Below are 17,431 nucleotides of genomic sequence, written 5' to 3' on the forward strand. Positions count from 1 at the left end.
GCCGCCCACACCGCCCTGTGCGGCTGCAGTCCGCCGGTCTCGGCAGCAGGAGGCAACCCGGATTGCTCGCCGGCTCGCGCTAGAGGTGGTGGCGCTCCGGGCAGAGGGGATAATACGCATCAAGGGCTTGCCCGGGCGCTGATGGCGAGGGGAGTAGCACCGCCGCGTGGGGGAACACTCTGAACCCACACGATCGTTGCGCGTGTGCATGGTCGCGCGGTTCAGTGAAGACTCAACCGGCAGTAAGCCGCCAATCAGCGGTGCCCTGGCAGGAGGATCCCGTTTTGACCAAATTGAGTAGGCGTGCAGCGGTCGCGCTAGCTACAGGTGCCTCGGTTGGCGCTGGGCAGGGTCTCGCCCAAGCCGGCAGCGGCTTCCCCAGTCGCCCGCTCCGATTGATCATCCCCTACGCACCCGGCGGCACCTCTGACACCTTGGCACGCTTGATTGCTGGACCAATGCAGGCAGCGCTCGCTCAGTCAGTGATCGTCGAAAATCGCCCCGGTGCGGGAAGCCTTCTGGGTACAGAAGCAGTGGTTCGTGCACCGGCCGATGGTTACACGCTGCTGCTGGCGGATACTCCACTCACGACCGTGCCTGCGATGCAGGTGGCTGCAGGTAGACCGGTGCCGTATGATCCGACCCGCGACCTCACATCCATTCTTCATCTGGCATCAGCGCCAGTCATCATGTTCACGCCAGCATCGCTCCCAGTGGGCAGCGTGCGTGAGTTCTTTGCGCGCGCACTGGCCTCGCCCGATACGATGTCCATCGCATCCTCCGGAGTGGGCTCGACCACGCATCTGATCGCCGAACTCGCAATCCGCCAGTCAGGCGCCCGCATCGCACATATCCCGTATCGCGGCGGTGGTCCGGCACTGCAAGATGTTGCGGCCGGCAATGTACAGGCTACGTTTCTTGCCTGGGCATCGGGCGCGACTCTAGTTCAGTCGGGACAGGTGCGTGCGATCGGTATTGCCGCCGAACGTCGCATGCCCGACCTACCGGACATTCCGACGCTTCGAGAACAGGGCGTCGAGATCGTGGCGAGCTTCTGGTGGGGGCTGATGGGCCCCGCAGGAATGCCAGCGCCGGTGCAACAGCGCTTGGCTGAAGCCGCTGACGCGGCGCTTCGTACGTCCGAGCTTGCGACCAGGCTGGCGACACTTGGCCTCCAACGCGACATCCGCGACGCAGAGGCGTTCAAAGCCCAGATCGGTCAGGAGATGCAGCGATGGAGCGGTGTGATCAGCGCTGCTGGGATCCGCGCGGAATAATACTGCCCAACGAGCAGCAGTGTCATAGGTGATGTCGGTGCGAGACGAGGTCTCGATCCGGGCCGCGTTGGCGGCAGCACGGGCGAGGGGGGCGGTGCTGGGTGAGGATCGTTGGTGGAAGTTGCCGCAGGAAAGTGCGCATTTGCTGCGGCTGCATCCAGGATTTACAGGCTACCCGCACGGCACATTGGGGTCGCGATGGAGCTGGATGCTCTTCGCGTGGAGGGGATCACCACCCACCAGGGGATTACGCGGGGCTGACCAAGGGTGGCGTGCCTACGCCGCACGGAGGGCGACTTGGAAGCACACCACGCTAGCCGAAGCCTCGGTACGGATCAGGCGAGTTCATGCGAACAGGCTGTCACGGCCCTCCGGACCCGCCGACCTGACGATGCCGCTACGACCGATGCGAACACACCTTCATGTCCGCCATCTGCCTCGCCAGCACCGTCCTCTTCTGGATCAATGAGTCCTGACCCGAAGTCGTTGCGCTTTTCGTTGGCGCTACTCCACGCGGATATTTCGTGCGTGGATCACGTCGCGCCACTTTGCGCTCTCAACGGCCAGATAGGCCGGAAACGCTTCCGGGGAACCACCAACCGGATCGATCGAAAGACTTTGCAGACGGTCGCGCAGGTCCGGGGCGCGCAGGCCTTCCATGACGGCCTGGGACAGACGCCGGATGATCGGCTCAGGCGTGTTAGCGGGGGCGAACATTGCGAAGTCGCTGGACGCATTGAGGCCGGGCGTGCCGGATTCAGCCAGCGTGGGCACGTCAGGCATCTGAGCCGAGCGCTGCTCGGAGCTCACCGCCAGCGCGCGCAGCTCGCCCGAGCGTAGGAACGGAAGCGCCACCCCCGTATCCACAAAGGACATCGGGATCTCGCCACTCATCACGGCTTGCATGCCGGGTCCGCTGCCGCGGTAAGGCACGTGCTGGAGCTTGATGCCGTTGGCAGCCGCGAACATCTCAGGGGCGAGGTGATTAGCCGAACCGATACCACCAGAACCGAAGCTGATCGTGTCTGGTGCGGTCTTCGCCGCGGCCACGAGGTCCGCCACTGTCCGGAACCGCGAGTCACCTCGCACGCACATGAAAAATCCATTCTGGACCAACAGCCCGATCGGGGCGAAGTCTCGCTCCTGATTGTAAGGCAGATTGCTGTAAAGGTGGGGATTGATGGCATAGGTGCTGTTCGGAGTGACCAGCAGCGTATAACCGTCGGGCCGGGCGCGGGCCACGAAGCCGCTGCCCACCGCGCCATTAGCGCCGGCCTTGTTGTCCACCACGAACTGCTGGCCCAGACGCACTGAAAGCGGCTGGGCTATCAAACGCGCGATGAGATCGGTGGAGCCGCCTGCGGCAAAGGGCGCCACAATGGTCACCGTGCGGGCCGGGTAAGGTGTCTGGGCAGTTGCCGGGCCGGAGCCCGAGGTAGCACCGGCCAGCAGGCTTAGGGCTGAAAGGCCGAACTCGCGTCGAAGCATTGTCATCCTGTCCTGTCCTGGGGTGTGTCGCAGTCGCGGGTGTAAGTGGGAAACGGATTGCACGATGGCGCCGGTCGGAGCCGGCCTGCGTCATGCCCCAATCCCGGCGTAATGGGCCTTTGGCCGGCTTCCGGTCTGCTCCACGATCGGGACGGTTCGTCGTTCCTTCCCGATGACGGCGATGTTTGCTCACCCTTGGCCCAACTTCCCGTCTATCCGGCGCCACAGGCCCATTGGGTTACCGTCGCGGAGCGCGGCGGGGAGGAGGGCGTCCGGCATGTCCTGGTAGCAGACCGGGCGGAGGAAGCGGGTGACGGCGAGGGTGCCGACGGAGGTGGAGCGGCCATCCGAGGTGGAGGGGTAGGGGCCGCCATGGACCATAGCGTGGCTGACCTCGACGCCTGTGGGGTAGCCGTTGACCAGGATGCGGCCGACGCGGCGCTCCAGCACGGCCAGCAGCAGGCGGGCCATCTCCACATCGCCCTCATCCATCTGGATGGTGGCGGTGAGCTGGCCTTCCAGGCCGTCGGCCAGACGCAGCATCGTCTCGACATCCGGGCAGCGGATGACGAGGGAGGCGGCGCCGAAGACCTCCTCGGCCAGCGCCGGGTCTTCCATGAAATGGGCGGCGGTGGTCTCGAACAGGGCGGCCTCGCCCTGGGTGCCGGCGGTGGCGAGCTGGCCGGAGGCGACGCGGCGCACCCGGTTGTTGCCGGCGAGGTGGGAGACGCCGGTCTGGTAGGCAGAGAGGATGCCCGGGGTCAGCATGGTCTGGGCAGGGGCGCCGCCGAGGGCCTCGGTGGCGGAGGCGAGGAAGCTGTCGAGCTCGGGGCCTTCCAGCGCCAGCACCAGGCCGGGGTTGGTGCAGAACTGGCCGGCGCCGAGGGTGAGGGAGCCGACGAAGCCCTTGCCGATGGCGGCGGCGCGGGTGGCCATTGCCTTGGGCAGCAGGAAGACGGGGTTGATGCTGCTCATCTCGGCATAGACGGGGATGGGCTCGGGGCGGGCGGCTGCGGTCTTCATGAGCGCCGTGCCGCCGGAGCGGGAGCCGGTGAAGCCGACGGCCTTGATGCGCGGATCCGCCACCAGCCCCTGGCCGACCACCTGGCCGGAGCCGAAGAGCATGGAGAAGACGCCTTCCGGCAGGCCGGAGGACTTCACCGCGGACTGGATGGCGCGGCCCACCAGCTCGGAGGTGCCGGGATGGGCGGAATGGGCCTTCACCACCACGGGGCAGCCGGCGGCGAGCGCCGAGGCGGTGTCGCCGCCGCCGACCGAGAAGGCCAGCGGGAAGTTGGAGGCGCCGAAGACGGCCACGGGGCCGAGCGGGATCATGCGGACGCGGAGGTCCGGGCGGGGCAGGGGGGTGCGGTTGGGCAGGGCGGGGTCGATGCGGGCGGAGACGAAGGTGCCGTCCCGCACCTCGGCCGCGAAGAGGCGGAGCTGGCCGACGGTGCGGCCGCGCTCGCCCTCGAGGCGCCCGCGGGGCAGGCCGCTCTCGGCCATGGCGCGCAGGATCAGCTCGTCGCCGATGTCGAGGATGGCCTGTGCGCAGGCTTCGAGGAAGGCGGCGCGGGCCTCGGGGGTGGTCTCGCGATAGGTGTCGAAGGCGGCCCAGGCGAGGGCGCAGGCGCGGTCCACATCGGCTGCGGTGCCGCCGCCGAAGGCGGGTTCCAGGGGCTGGCCGGTGGCGGCCTCGACCGCGCCGATCGGCTTGTCCGTGCCGCGGAGCGCCGTGGCGCCGATCAGCATTTCGCCGGTGATGGTGCGCATGAAACCTCCTAAACTGCTTGGACGACGTCTCCCGGCGGAGACGTCGTCCTCTGAATGCGTGTGCTGACCTTAGGCCGCAGTGCGCTTCGAGGCCGGCTGATGCCGGTCCTTGATCAGTGCCTTCAACTCCTCCAATTCGGCCCCGGAGAGGTCACGTAGGGGTGGACGTACAGGGCCGGCATGGCGGCCGACCGCAGTCATGCCCGCCTTGACGATCGAGACGGCGTATCCCTTCCCGCGATTGCGGAGAGCGATGTAGGGCAGCACAAAGTCGCGCAGTTCTGCGTACACAGCTTCGCGGTCACGCCGGCGCACCGCCTCGTAAAAGGACAGGGCCCATTCCGGGAGGAAATTGAAGATGGCTGAGGAATACGTAGTCACGCCCATTTCAAGGTAGGGGAGCGCGAAGGTCTCCGCTGTGGGCAGTCCGCCTATATAGGTCAGGCGATCGCCAATGGTCGCATAGACCCGCGTCATCAGCTCGACGTCACCCACACCATCCTTGAAACCAACGAGATTCGGCAGCTTCTCGCAGAGCCGCGCGACAGTGATCTCGTTGAGCTGAGCGTTGTCGCGATTGTAAACGATAACGCCGAGCTTCGTAGAGCGACACACTGCCTCGACGTGGGCGGCCAGACCATCCTGGTCGCCACCGACGAGGTAGGGCGGAAGGAGCAGCACGCCGTCGGCACCAGCCTTCTCGGCATCCTGTGCGAGGCCGATAGCAGTCATTGTACCCTGGCCGGCGGGCGCGATGACAGGGACGCGGCCTTTTGTCTCTTCAACGGCGGCGCGAACAACTTGCCCGACTTCGGCGGCGGTGAGCGAAAAGAACTCGCCAGTTCCGCCCGCGGCAAAAAGGCCAGCAACGTTGTACCCGGCGAGGCGGTTCAGGTTGTCGCGATAGGTACCCTCGTCGACAGAGAGGTCGTCCTTGAAGTGGGTGATAGGAAAGGAGAGGAGGCCTGAGCCGATCCGCTGTGCCATCTCTTTCGGGGTCATGTCGGACATCATTGGGCCTTCCGTTCGGATCAGAGCGGAATAGGAGCTTCGGGTCTGGCGAATCCAGCGTTGATTACGCGTTTATCATTGTGCAATCTGCAATGATGCTTGATCTCGTTCAGGTACATAGCTTCGTGGCAGTGGCCGAGGAACTTCACTTTGGCAGGGCTGCACAGCGGCTGAATCTCACCCCTTCACCTCTGTCGCGGCAGGTTCAGGCTTTGGAGCATGCCCTCGGCACTCAGTTACTGGACCGTACAAGCCGATCCGTGCGCCTGACTCATGCGGGCCAAGTTTTCCTGGTTGAGGCCAAACGACTGCTCCAGGGGGCGTTGAACGCTGAGCGTCTTGCAAAGCAAGTGGCGCGAGGAGAGGCCGGACCGGTCCGCCTGGGCTACACTGCTGCTTCTGCTCTGGAGCTTCTGCCGCGCCTCGTCGTCAGCGTCAGGGAGGAGATGCCCGGCATCAATCTCGTGTTGGAGGAGATGGTCACCACGGAGCAGATCGAGAACCTGGCCGCTGGGCGGCTTGATCTTGGGCTCTTACGTCCTCCGGCTTCCATGTCCGATTTAGAAGATCAAACTTCTCGCCTCGCTTTCGCGAGCCTTATGCAGGAACGGCTGCTGCTCGCTGTACCAGACGGCCACCGTCTTGCCAGCCATAAGCACGCCACCTTGCGCGATTTGGATGGCCAGCCTTTCATTACTTGGTCACCCCGTGGAGGTGGGTACTTCCTCGAGCTGCTCGCCAAGCTTTTCTGCGGCGCAAATGTAGCACCGTGCACCGTGCAGCGGGTGAATCAGACGCACACGATGCTGGCGCTTGTCCGGGCAGATGTAGGGCTAGCACTCGTGCCAGAGGGCGCCCGCGTGCTTCGTACCGAGGGAGTGACACTGCTGCCTGTCCACGCTGAACCGACCCCACAAGCCGAGCTGCTGCTTGCTTGGCGTGAGATGAACGACCACCCTGCTCTGACAGCCCTGCGCCGTCTCGCTCTGAAGGCGGGCGCCCGTCCTAAACTGCCCGGAAGGTCCGACGTGCATGCGCTATAAGCCATAAATGTAGGGGCTCCGTGACCAGTTCAGTAGCAACACCATCGAACTCGGCGCGCTTTGGTCGAGCTTTTTGAGCGACGGGCCTGACGTTACGGGCAGGGGCGACCATGGCGAACAACTTCGCAATGATGGACTTCATATCGGACCAGCTGTTCGACAGCCGATCCCGATCCTGCCCGTGGCGAACATCCGTACACGAGAGTGACTCTCGACCCATCCGAGAGCCAAAATCAGGGCCGCTCAGGTCGTTGGTGTCTTGGATGGGATCGGGCGGCTCTGGGGCAAGCCAAAGAGCCTGAGGGTGGACAAAGGGCTGGAGTTCGCCGAGCGCCTGATCGGCTACTCACCGGTCGGCGGCATGTTCCACCCGCTTGTTGCCGTCCACGAAGGAATATCGGATCCGCACGATTGGGAAGGCCCGAGCCGCGTCACGCTCGCCACCTCGTTATCGTAAGCTAGAGGATTCCTGGGCGCGCCAGGGCCGCCTCTATCGGCCCTCGTCCCGGACGCCCCCCGCGCCGCCGTGAGAATCCAGCAGCCGGGTTTGAGACGCCGCCAGTATCTCGACCGAGGAGCCTTGAGGTGCCCCTCTCCCACGCCGCTTACTTCGCCAGAGCGGCGTAGGTGCGGCTGCAGCGGGCCACTGAGCGCTCGAAGGCTGCCATGGCACGGCTGTCGGAGCTGTCGGCCGGGGTGATGACGATCCGCCCCTTGCTGGCCTCTACGCTCACCTCCTTTCAACGCTCCATCCGGGCGGTGTCCAGCACCTCGCGGGAGAGGGTGACGGCGATAGTGTTGCTCTTCCGAAACAGATCGGCGCGGACGACGGACATGGCGGCTTCCGCAAATCGGGTCGGTAACAGGGAGGTGGTAAGAACCGACGTAAGAACATTTCAAGGTCGAAGCACGCGAGGCCGGGAAGGGGGTCACAGCGCTAAGCGCCCTCGCGGAGCGTCAGCACAGCGACGTAGGGAGGGTCTTGGGAGCCTTCCGCGCCAACACGGCCGTGATCGCGCCTTGCTTTGAAGACCAAGTGATACCAAATTCTGTCTCATCTGGACCACCGTTGGAGTATCTTTCATGTCTGAGGCTACCCTCGGCTCCATTCTCGGGATCCTGTCCAAGGCCCCACTGCTGCCCATGTCCCTCTCCAACGAGGTCCAGAGGGGCCTGCCGCTGTCCGCGCTCGAACGCGTTGTCCAGGCCCTCTCTCCAGGGGATGTGGCTTTCACCTTCCGCGTCATTCCCCGGGCGACTCTCGCGCGCCGGAAGAAAGCAAAGCCCGGATCCCGCACCGCCACGCCGGTCCGCCTTTCCTCTGACGAGGGCGCGCGGGTGGCCCGCCTGGCCGCGATCTGGACCCTCGCCCTCGACGTCTGGAAGACCGAGGAGGCCGCCCGGCACTTCTTATTCAAGCCCCACCCGCTGCTCGACGGTAAGCCCCCCATCGATGTCGTGCTCGCCAACGAGTTCGGTCGCCCGCCCGTCGAGGACATTCTCGGACGTCTTAAATACGGCTCGGCGGCCTGATGGCGCAGCGGCTCGACCGCGTTCTTACCGCTTACCGGATCGGAGATCCGGCAGGGGCCTATCCCATCTTCGACGCCACAGGCTCGAAGCTGTACCCCGGTCGTTGGAACACAGGCGCCAGCCCGATGATTTACACGTCGGAGCACTACTCCACAGCCATGCTCGAGAAGCTGGTTCACGGAAACGGCGATCTCCCTCCGGACCAGCACTACATTGAGATCACCATCCCGAACGGTCTCACCTACGAGGTAGTGACGCCGGCGCACCTGCCGGGCTGGGACCATCCTGCCGGAGCGGTCGCTAAGGCCTGGGGCGAGACATGGCAGCAGGCAAAACGCTCGTTGCTGCTGATCGTCCCCAGTTATGTGGCCAGGATGGAGCGGAACATCCTTATCAACGCTGACCATCCCGAGGCGTCCCAGGTCCGCCATGGGCTCCACCAGCCGGTCTGGTGGGACACTCGTCTCTACCCCTCCACTGCCTGACGCCCAGGGCGGTGCCAAATCGACCTCCGCCCAGAGACGTCGGATGGGCGCATCAGTCGAATGAGGGAAGCTGTAAGGATATTCGCTTTGCCATTGGCTTGATTTCGACCACCCAATGCTCCGTGATCACCGCCGTACCCCGTTGCCGAGCTGGGCGGTGTCTGTGACAGGCTCCTTGGGCAAGGCACGCTGAACCAGAACGCCCAACGCGAACGGGTCAAGGCCCGCATCCGCGCACTTGTCGAGCGCACCTATTTCACTGGCTGCACCGAAGCGGATGCACTGGCGAGCGCGGAGACACTCGGCTGCCTCCTCAGCGATAGGCGCCCACCATGACCGCCACGTGTGCGAAATGGGACGCTTCCGGCCCACGGTACGGCTAGTATCAGCTTTTCCGATGCATGCAGACTTTGATCATGAGAAAGGCGGCGAGCAGCACGACGGCCAAGAGGTCCGCCAAATCAACAGCGGCCTCAAAATAAGGCGCAGAATGCTGAGACAGCGAACCCCGGAAATGATCAGTCTCGTCGCCAACAGACTTCCGCGAAGCTGGCTGCAGCGCTTCCATCCCTTAGACATGCGTCTGACCTGCAAACCAGACGCGCGCCGCGTACAGAGTGGCTGCTGGCTCGCTTAACGGACCGCCAACACGGGTGGTTGGCAGGGTTCGCCTACGCGGCTCTACCCGGAGTGCTGGCTGCGGTTCAGATACCTCGCCTTCGTGCCGCAGACGGTCTGAACACCTACATGGCGCAGCCACAACCAGCGGTGAATGCCGGGGTTACCTGGGGCGGCCGGCAGCGGTCAGAAGGATACCGTCACTCGCGCCTGATCAAAGCAGGGAAGGCAGGCATGTGTCCTGAACCTAATGTGCGCAACAGCGCCTGCTGAAAGCCGGTGTTAATTCAATCCCGGGTTGGGCGTTATACCCTGTTCCGCGAGAAGTCTGTGCAACTCAGCATTCAGCCCTGCAGCTTCAGTTGCCCCACTCCGGCGCCGGGACGCCATCTCATATGCGCAGAACTGGTCCGTGGCCGCCACCGGGGCGCCGAAGGTAAAAAACAGAGACAATTTGGACTGCTTTCTACGGAGCTGGCGCCAAGCTTCTTTCAAGCTATAGGACATGCTCGGGGCACCTAGACGACGCTGCGCCCGCAGCATCAAAGCTTCCAACGGATCAGGAAGTTGTCCAGCATGAGATAGCCGGACGTCAAAGAAAACTACATCGCCAGCGCGAGTGCACAGTGTTTCCACTGGACCGTCTAAGGGCGAGCGGGTGTGATGAGAGCCGGGCCGAACCTTCAGCCCGTGCTGGTCGACGTCGTGATCCTGCAAATATATCCCGGCGCGATAAACTGGTATGTTGGCACTAGCAAAATAATCGCCGACAAAGCAACCACCCTGGCTTTCCCCGGTGTCTTTGTGCCACCAGCTCAGCATGTTCATGTGTGCGTCGCAATTGCCCGTAAACACAGGGTTACGACTATTTGTAAGATCTCGAAAAACTGAGGTGATGGCAGGATGCGCAAAGATCCAGCCAATTTCGGGAATGTGGCTTGAGGCGTGCGGCTGGTGCTTACCTAGACCCTCCCAGCTCCAGCGTTCGGAAAAATGCGAGAGCAGCATCTGGCGCAGCCTCACGACTTCAGTTGGACTGAGTAGTTGAGGGACGACAATATAGCCATCCAGCGCCATCACCCTTCGCCTGACATCAGCATCCTCGTCTGCAAGGAAAATACCGTTCTGGTGTGGCGTTGCATCAGACTTCACGGTCATTCCTCATCGGGTTTGCCTGAAAAAGATCTCGGCGTAGTGGTTTATCACGCCAAGCTTGTAGGGCTTTCTCCAGCACTGCTTGGTGCTGTTGGGTCGTTGCCGCCCAATCAAAGCGGAGAGCATGTCGTCGCGTTGCTGCTCGATCTGGCAAGCAAGAAAACAAGCGCTGAACTGCTGCCACAAGAGCCTGTGGACTGCGATCGCACATCAAGACTCCGGCGTCGGCAGCCGAAACCACTTCTGGGCTGCCCCAGATGGGTGTAGCAATCACTGGGGTGCCGCAGGAATTCGCCTCCATCAGAACGTTAGCAATTCCTTCTCGGTCAGAGCAGAGAACCAGAGCGTCTGCGGCGCCCATTGCGTTACGAAGAACTTGCTGCGGCAATTCACCAAGGAAAATGACGCGGTTCGTCACACCTTCCTGCTCAGCCTGGGCGCGAAGTCGCTGCTCAAGAGGGCCAGCCCCAGCAATGGCGAGTTGCGCATCAGGCAGCCGGCGCAGAGCCGCAATAGCGATATGGTGCCCTTTGCGCCGAATCAGCGAACCAACTGAGAGAAGTGTGCGACCGATGAAGCCAAAGTGGCGTCGGGCCGCCTCACGATCATCAGGCGGTTGGAACAAAACATGGTCGACGCCATGCAGCACTACTTCCGTACTGATAGCAGTGGGTTCGATCTCGATCATGTGGCGTCGCAATGCATCACAAACTGCAGTTAGGCCGTGCGCGCGCCTTAATGCCCAGCGGATATGCGCGCGTGGTACGGGCAGACCAGCAATCAGACTGACATCGCTCCCGAATGCAGTCATAACGAATGGGCGTTGGAAAAGGGCCGATAAGATTGCCGCTGCCACACCATCCGGATAGAGATAGTAAGAGTCGATAACATCAAAGTCGAAACCGTTTCGCTTCAACCGAGCTAACAGGGGTGCAAGTGTGGTGGCAACCGCGTAAGGCGACCAATTGGTACCTAGTTTGGGAATGGTAGGAAATTTTGGGTGCCAGACTGAGAGGCCGTCCAGGTTTTCATGATATGGAACCTGAGAGTAACGAGCGTATCGTCCGAAGTAAGTGTGAGCCGATGGGAACCAGGGCACCGGCGCAACAATCTCTAGTCCTCCCGGAACAGTCGTCGCCAAATGCGATAGGCGATGCTTTAGGAATATTCCATGAACTGGCTGTAAGACGTTAGGCATTAGAGAGGAAAGCGCCAAAATCTTCATGGATGGGATTAGATCCGATGCACTTCTTTTGCTAATCCGAACGACGCGAGTTGTGCTGCCAAATAAGGCTTATTGCATTCTTGTATAATCTAGCGTCATGAGCACCGTTCACCTTAATCTAAACCACTTTGATGACCAGATCAGACGTTACAGTTTGATTTTTTTCCTCGCAAGGGTTGCTGCGGCTTCGACGTTGTGGCTGACTACCTGGTCATTCTAATCAAAGTTTTTTTCTGCTCGGTCAGAATCTCTGAATTTGTGCCTACCTCATTGTTTTTCCAAAATACCCGCACAGAACTTGAGTGGCCCCCTAGGAGTAGTCCACCGCTTATGCAGTCCGGCGTCGAGTGCGAATAGGTGGATGATGGGCCGGAGGAAGAGGCACGCGGTGGAGGGGACGGTCGCCAAGCTGCGGCAGATTGAGGTTCTGACGCGGCAAGGCAAATCGGTGTCCGATGCGGTGCAGTCCAAAGGGGTGACGGAGCCGACACACCTCCAATTGCGAGCAGAGTGCGGTGGCCCGAAGCTCGATCAAGTGAAGCGCCTGAAGAAGCTGAAGCAGGGAGGATGCACGGCTGCGACGGGCAGTGTCGGACCTGTTGCTCGACAAGATAATCCTGAAGGAGGCAGCAGCGGGAAACTACAAGCCCCGCATGCCGCCGGGCGGCGGTGGGACATGTAACGAAGCAACTTGGTGTGTCCGAGCGCCGGGCCCGCGCAGTGCTGGGTCAGCACCGGTCGACGCAGCGCAAGGCTCCGCATTCATACGATAACTCGGCGGCACTGACGGCGAGCATCGCCGACCGGGCCCAGCGGTATGGGAGGTACGGCCACCGCCGGATCACGGCTCTGCTCCGCGCAGTGGACTGATCCTGCAACGACAAGAGGGTAGAGCGCGTCTGGCGCCGCGCAACGGGTTAAGGGTCCTAGCTCGGCAACCCAGGCGCGGGTGGCTCTGGCTGAACGACGGCGCGTGTATTCAGCTGCGGCCGAAGAGGCCGAACCACGTATGGGCCTACGACTTCGTCGAGGATCTGACCCAGGACGGCCGCAAGATCCGAATGCGCAACGTTGTCGAACCAAGAGGTCCGCTGGACGACGAGTTCACCCGCAAGTGCCTAGCCATCTGGGCGGCGCAAGCTCGGGGCGGCAGACGTGATCGATGCCCTCTCCCGACCTGTTCATCCTGCGCAGCAACCCGGGCCATACCCGGTCCGACATCGGACCGGCGATCGCGGGCACCGCGGTGATGGGTTGGATCAGCGACGTAGGGGCAGAGGCTGCCTACATTGAGCCCGGCAGTCCCTGGGAGAACGGCAATGTTGAGAACTTCAAAGGCAAGCTGTTGGCGCTGGAGCGCTGCATTCCAAGGTTTCCGGCGAATGCACCTGACCGTGCGGTCCGCCTACCGGCGGCGCTGGCCAGCACCCTCGTTGCTGGACTTGAGCTGGCGCGAGATCTTTCGCACCAATCACGATGTCCACAATCGGCGCGCCACAGTCTTTGGCGTGAGGCGGTCCAGGGTGAGACTGCGGGTGATCCCGAACTAGGGAAAGGTGAACCGTCAGCAGCTCGCAATGGCTCTGACGATAGCGGCAGCGATCATCGTAGGGCTGCCGGCCGTGTCGATAGGGCGTCATAGGCAGTGGCGTTCTCAGTCATGCCCTGACGAGACGGCCGATCGGGCGTAAACACCACGGTTAAATCACCAGCCTCTCGTTTGCCGTGTCTTGAGTTCCAGGCTGGAGTGCCCCTGTTCGGCGGTGGAAACCCGATCAAACGGGGCGCCGTACCGGGGCTGGGTGGAACCGCGGCGCACGCCCATCAGCCAGGCTTTCCTGCACCGATGCCACAGATCGAGGAGCTGCCCTTCGCTCCCGAGCCCCGGGTCCAACCTGGCGCACCCGCTCGAGAACCTCGGCTGTATGGAACTTCTTCTTCAGCCTGGGTAGGAAATCTCGGCTGGTGTGCTGGACCCATCCGGTGTCCTCGATCACCTGGGCAATGGTGGCATCGTTCACTCGGCGCAGGAGCGTGAGGACGGCGCCTTGCTAGGGCCATGTCAGGTTGGCGGGTCCAGAGTGCCGTTATAGCCTGCATTGCATAACTTCTTGGAGCGCCCACCAAGGCTTTCGCTACCCAGCTGAGGTGATGCAGCATGCCGTGTGGTTGTACCAATGCCTCAGCCTGCGCTGCCGAGCGGTTCGGACCTGCCGGCGACGCACTGAGCATCAGGGGCCTCGACTTTGTTGTCGTCCAAGAACGGCGGACTGCTGCGCTCTACACCTTCCTGGATCCTCGGGTGCCGTGACACCCCGGCCCCGCTCCGACGGCACGGTCGGCACCTGACCTTGGCTGGCCATGGTGTTACAGACCCACCCGTAACGGAGCATCGGCGCAACTTCTGGCATCTGCCCGGGATGAGCGAGTCAGTCCGTTCAATTGCAATCTTACAGGATGCCTCGTGGCCAAACTCTCCGAACCCGACGCACGCTTCCTGACGGGCTCGACCATGCGCCACGTCACTGTCATGGCGGGCACCGGTGCTATCGGGCTGGTGGCCGTCTTCGCCGTCGACCTGATCAACCTCATTTACATCTCGCTGCTCGGCCAGCAGACGGTTGCGGCGGCGGTGGGGTTTGCCGGTACCGTGGGGTTCTTCCAGGTGTCGATCACGATCGGACTGACGATCGGGCTGAGCACCGCCGTTTCTCTCCGGGTCGGTGCTGGGCAGATGGCGGATGCGCGCCGGGTGGCGACGGCCGGCCTCGTCCTGGTCTCGCTGCTCACCGCACTGGTGGCGGTGGCGACCGTCGCGGCCGTCAATCCCATCCTGGAGTTGCTCGGGGCCGAGGGCGAGACACGCCGCCTCGCGGCGGGCTACCTCGTGGTCACCGCGGTTTCGGTGCCCGCGGTTTCGGTGGGCATGGGCTTCGCCGCCCTCCTTCGCGCGGTCGGGGATGCGCGCGGCTCCATGATGGTGACGCTGGCGGCCGCGTTCGCCACGGCCGTGCTCGACCCGCTGCTCATCTTCGGGCTGGGGCTCGACTTGACAGGCGCGGCCATCAGCACGGTGCTGTCCCGGGCGCTGCTGGCCTTTGTCGGCTGGCACGGCGCGGCCCGGCGGCATGACCTGCTCGGGCCGTTCGAGCTCTCGGCTTTCACTGCCGACGCGCGCGCCGTGCTGGCGGTGTCCGGCCCGGCCGTGCTGGCCAACCTCGCCACCCCCGTCGGTGCTGCTTATGTCACCAGCAGCATGGCGACGTTCGGCCCGGCCGCCGTTGCGGGTCAGGCGACCATCGACCGCATCACGCCCGTGGCCTTCGGGCTTGTTTATGCCCTGACAGGCGCGGTCGGTCCCGTCGTTGCGCAGAACCTCGGGGCCGGGAGGTTCGACCGGGTCCGGAGCGCGTTGCGTGACAGCCTTATCTTCGTCCTCGTGGCGGTGGTGGCGGCCTGGGTCTTACTGTGGCTCGGACAGGATCTGCTCATCGCAGCGTTCTCTGCCCAGGGTGTCACGGCCGAAATCGTGCGGCTGTTTTGCGACTGGGTCGCCGGCAGCTTCATGTTCGTCGGAGCCCTGTACGTGTCCAACGCCGCATTCAACAATCTTGGCCGACCTCTCCTGTCCACGGCCTTCAATTGGGGCCGTGCCACCCTGGGCACGATTCCGCTGGTCGCACTTGGTGCCACCTATGGTCCCGAAGGCGTTCTGGTTGGGCAGGCGCTGGGCGCCGTGCTCTTCGGAACAGCAGCGTGCTTCGTTGCCTTCACCGTGACGAGGCGATTGGGGCCTGAGGGTCGCTCCCCTGTCTCGGAGCGCGGCGACTTGTCGGTCGCCACGCCCACCGGTACGTTGGCGATTGCGGCACCGGACGTGCCTTCTCCTACACAAGGCGCAGATTCGTAGCGGGCATAAAGAGCGTTTTGGCTGTGGCCTCTTCGCCAGTCGGGACGCTGGCGCGGAAAATTTCCGCCACGTCTCACCGGCCGTTATCTCCGGGCTAAACATTCGACCACCAGCGTACTACCAAGTGATGAGGTCAGGGTACGGCATGTGGAGAGGCCTTGCCGTGTTGCTCCTCAGCAGATCTGCGGCCAGCGAGGTGTTCTCGCGGCTGGCGCGCAGTCGTCTGCTCACGTCGGCCCGACCGTGCCAGACCACGCGGACCAGCTGGAGGATTGGGACTGGACACGCAGTTCATACAGGCAGGATATACTCATACCTCCGTATGATTTCGGATTGGCATGCAGTCGTGCAGCTTTTGGAGGCGAGCATGAAGGCGTGACGATGACGACCAGACCACCGTTCAGCACCACACATCGGCGCGCGTTCATGCAGTGGTCGGCAGCACTTCTTGCCACCTCGACGGGCCGCAGTGCAGGGGCCGTTGAAACGCGCAGCACGTCGTCCTCACTCATGCCGGTGGCCGGAGATGAGGTGTCGCCCTTCCGCGTCGCCGTGCCCCAGACTGCGATCGACGACCTGAAGCGGCGCCTCCATCTCGTCCGTCTTCCTGAGCGCGAGACTGTAGAGGATTGGTCTCAGGGTGTGCCGCTCGCCAAGGCGCAGGCGCTTATCGCCCGCTGGCGCGATGGTTATGAATGGAGGGTCTTCGAGCAGCGGATCAACGCGTTCCCGCAGTTCCGGATGCGGATCGACGGCTTGGGGATCCATTTCCTGCATATCCGCTCGCCGCATGCGGATGCGCTGCCCATTATCCTGACCCATGGCTGGCCGGGATCGGTCGTCGAGTTCCTGAAGGTGATCGGGCCCCTGACAGACCCCACCGCTCATGGCGGCCGGGCGGAGGACGCGTTCCACGTCGTCATTCCGTCCCTGCCGGGCTTCGGCTTCTCAGACAGGCCGCAGGAGACGGGCTGGAACCTGGCCCGCACGGCCCGGGCCTGGGCGGCTCTGATGCAGCGTCTCGGCTACACGCGCTGGGTGGCGCAGGGCGGCGACTGGGGCGCGGGCGTCACCCATGCGCTCGGCCATCTTCGTCCGGCCGGGCTGGCCGCTGCCCATGTGAACTGGCCTCTCGTCTTCCCGGAGAGGCTTCCGGAGAACCCTGCGCCGGACGAGAAGGCCGCGATGGAAGCCGCGGCACGCTTCGGCAGCGACGGCTATGGCTATTTTCTGGAGCAGGCGACGCGGCCGCAGACGATCGGCTACGCGCTCAGCGATTCACCCGCCGGCCAAGCCATGTGGATTTACGAAAAGTTCCAGGCATGGACCGACAATCGAGGTCAGCCGGAGGACGCGCTGGGGCTGGACGAGATGCTCGACAACATCTCCCTCTACTGGTTCACGGGCACCGCGGCCTCCTCGGCCCGCATCTACTGGGAGAACGGCCGAGACGGCGGCGGCTTCAATGCCGGCCGCATCGAGCTCCCCATGGCGGCGACCATCTTCCCACGTGAGATCTACCGTGCGCCGCGGGCTTGGGCCGAAGCCCATTGGCCGAACCTCTTCTATTGGAACGAGGTCGACCGCGGCGGTCACTTCGCGGCCTTCGAACAGCCGGAGCTCTTCGCGGAGGAGATGCGCAGGGCATTCAGGCACAGCCGCGGCTGAGCACGGATCGGCCGGCCGTTTTCGGCCGTTGGCGGTGAGCTTCGCCTGGTTAAGCCTTCTGTCTCGGCTTCGGCGGTGGATACGTGGCGCGACATCATCAGCAAGAACCTGGAGCATTCATCATGCGAAGATCTCCGACTCCTGCACCGGCATTCTGCTCGCAGCCCGGTCCGCCCGAAGGCGCTGCGACGGACGGCAGTTCCTGCATCACAGCAGCAGGATTGCGCCGGCGAGACTTGATGGCC

13 protein-coding genes and 2 pseudogenes are annotated in these 17,431 nt (G+C 63.4%); 8 read left to right on the forward strand and 7 right to left on the reverse strand.

The features are described from left to right. Positions 1–260: 260 nt before the first annotated feature. Positions 261–1,277 (forward strand): Bug family tripartite tricarboxylate transporter substrate binding protein, encoded by a 1,017-nt coding sequence (locus tag ACVBD7_RS25615; protein ID WP_458098304.1) that lies wholly within the window; start codon positions 261–263, stop codon positions 1,275–1,277. A 504-nt stretch (positions 1,278–1,781) separates the two neighbouring features. Here the strand turns inward: ACVBD7_RS25615 and ACVBD7_RS25620 are convergent. The 3 genes from ACVBD7_RS25620 to kdgD form a co-directional block, all read right to left on the reverse strand. Further along, complete coding sequence (locus ACVBD7_RS25620; RefSeq protein ID WP_458098305.1) at positions 1,782–2,765, reverse strand: Bug family tripartite tricarboxylate transporter substrate binding protein; 984 nt, start codon at positions 2,763–2,765, stop codon at positions 1,782–1,784. Positions 2,766–2,954: 189 nt separating this feature from the next. Next, on the reverse strand, positions 2,955–4,538 hold the full coding sequence (locus ACVBD7_RS25625) for an aldehyde dehydrogenase (NADP(+)) (RefSeq protein ID WP_458098306.1): 1,584 nt from the start codon (positions 4,536–4,538) through the stop codon (positions 2,955–2,957). A gap of 69 nt (positions 4,539–4,607) precedes the next feature. Continuing rightward, positions 4,608–5,549: a 5-dehydro-4-deoxyglucarate dehydratase gene (gene kdgD / locus ACVBD7_RS25630; protein ID WP_458098389.1), complete on the reverse strand. Its 942-nt coding sequence runs from the start codon at positions 5,547–5,549 to the stop codon at positions 4,608–4,610. A 92-nt stretch (positions 5,550–5,641) separates the two neighbouring features. On the opposite strand from kdgD, the gene ACVBD7_RS25635 reads away from it, so the two are divergent. Both ACVBD7_RS25635 and ACVBD7_RS25640 read left to right on the forward strand, forming a co-directional pair. After that, positions 5,642–6,592: a LysR family transcriptional regulator gene (locus tag ACVBD7_RS25635; protein ID WP_458098307.1), complete on the forward strand. Its 951-nt coding sequence runs from the start codon at positions 5,642–5,644 to the stop codon at positions 6,590–6,592. Positions 6,593–6,896: 304 nt separating this feature from the next. Then, the gene (locus ACVBD7_RS25640) at positions 6,897–7,049 is read left to right on the forward strand and encodes a hypothetical protein (RefSeq protein ID WP_458098308.1); all 153 of its coding nucleotides are present in this window, start codon (positions 6,897–6,899) and stop codon (positions 7,047–7,049) included. A 148-nt stretch (positions 7,050–7,197) separates the two neighbouring features. On the opposite strand, the gene ACVBD7_RS25645 is transcribed toward ACVBD7_RS25640, so the two are convergent. Beyond that, positions 7,198–7,326, reverse strand: coding sequence for a hypothetical protein (locus tag ACVBD7_RS25645; protein ID WP_458098309.1), 129 nt, complete (start codon positions 7,324–7,326; stop codon positions 7,198–7,200). A 349-nt stretch (positions 7,327–7,675) separates the two neighbouring features. Here ACVBD7_RS25645 and ACVBD7_RS25650 point away from each other — a divergent pair, with 349 nt between their 5' ends. Beyond that, entirely contained in the window at positions 7,676–8,125 is a 450-nt protein-coding gene (locus ACVBD7_RS25650) for an antitoxin Xre/MbcA/ParS toxin-binding domain-containing protein (RefSeq protein WP_458098310.1), read from the forward strand. Then, on the forward strand, positions 8,122–8,610 hold the full coding sequence (locus ACVBD7_RS25655) for an RES family NAD+ phosphorylase (protein WP_458098390.1): 489 nt from the start codon (positions 8,122–8,124) through the stop codon (positions 8,608–8,610). The genes ACVBD7_RS25650 and ACVBD7_RS25655 overlap by 4 nt, the downstream gene beginning before the upstream one ends. A gap of 900 nt (positions 8,611–9,510) precedes the next feature. Here the strand turns inward: ACVBD7_RS25655 and ACVBD7_RS25660 are convergent. Both ACVBD7_RS25660 and ACVBD7_RS25665 read right to left on the reverse strand, forming a co-directional pair. Continuing rightward, on the reverse strand, positions 9,511–10,380 hold the full coding sequence (locus ACVBD7_RS25660; protein ID WP_458098311.1) for a phytanoyl-CoA dioxygenase family protein: 870 nt from the start codon (positions 10,378–10,380) through the stop codon (positions 9,511–9,513). Further along, a complete protein-coding gene (locus tag ACVBD7_RS25665; protein ID WP_458098312.1) occupies positions 10,370–11,608 on the reverse strand; it encodes a glycosyltransferase in 1,239 nt (412 codons plus the stop codon). The genes ACVBD7_RS25660 and ACVBD7_RS25665 overlap by 11 nt, the downstream gene beginning before the upstream one ends. A 364-nt stretch (positions 11,609–11,972) precedes the next feature. On the opposite strand from ACVBD7_RS25665, the pseudogene ACVBD7_RS25670 reads away from it, so the two are divergent. Then, positions 11,973–12,953 (forward strand): annotated as a pseudogene (locus ACVBD7_RS25670) (IS3 family transposase); the annotation flags it as partial. A 430-nt stretch (positions 12,954–13,383) separates the two neighbouring features. Here the strand turns inward: ACVBD7_RS25670 and ACVBD7_RS25675 are convergent. After that, positions 13,384–13,644: pseudogene (locus ACVBD7_RS25675) on the reverse strand (DUF3489 domain-containing protein); the annotation flags it as partial. 428 nt (positions 13,645–14,072) lie between these two features. On the opposite strand from ACVBD7_RS25675, the gene ACVBD7_RS25680 reads away from it, so the two are divergent. After that, positions 14,073–15,518: an MATE family efflux transporter gene (locus ACVBD7_RS25680; RefSeq protein WP_458098313.1), complete on the forward strand. Its 1,446-nt coding sequence runs from the start codon at positions 14,073–14,075 to the stop codon at positions 15,516–15,518. Between the two features lie 381 nt (positions 15,519–15,899). Further along, the gene (locus ACVBD7_RS25685; protein ID WP_458098314.1) at positions 15,900–17,186 is read left to right on the forward strand and encodes an epoxide hydrolase family protein; all 1,287 of its coding nucleotides are present in this window, start codon (positions 15,900–15,902) and stop codon (positions 17,184–17,186) included. The last annotated feature ends 245 nt before the right edge of the window (positions 17,187–17,431 follow it).

Source organism: Roseomonas sp. WA12 (genome assembly GCF_054165765.1).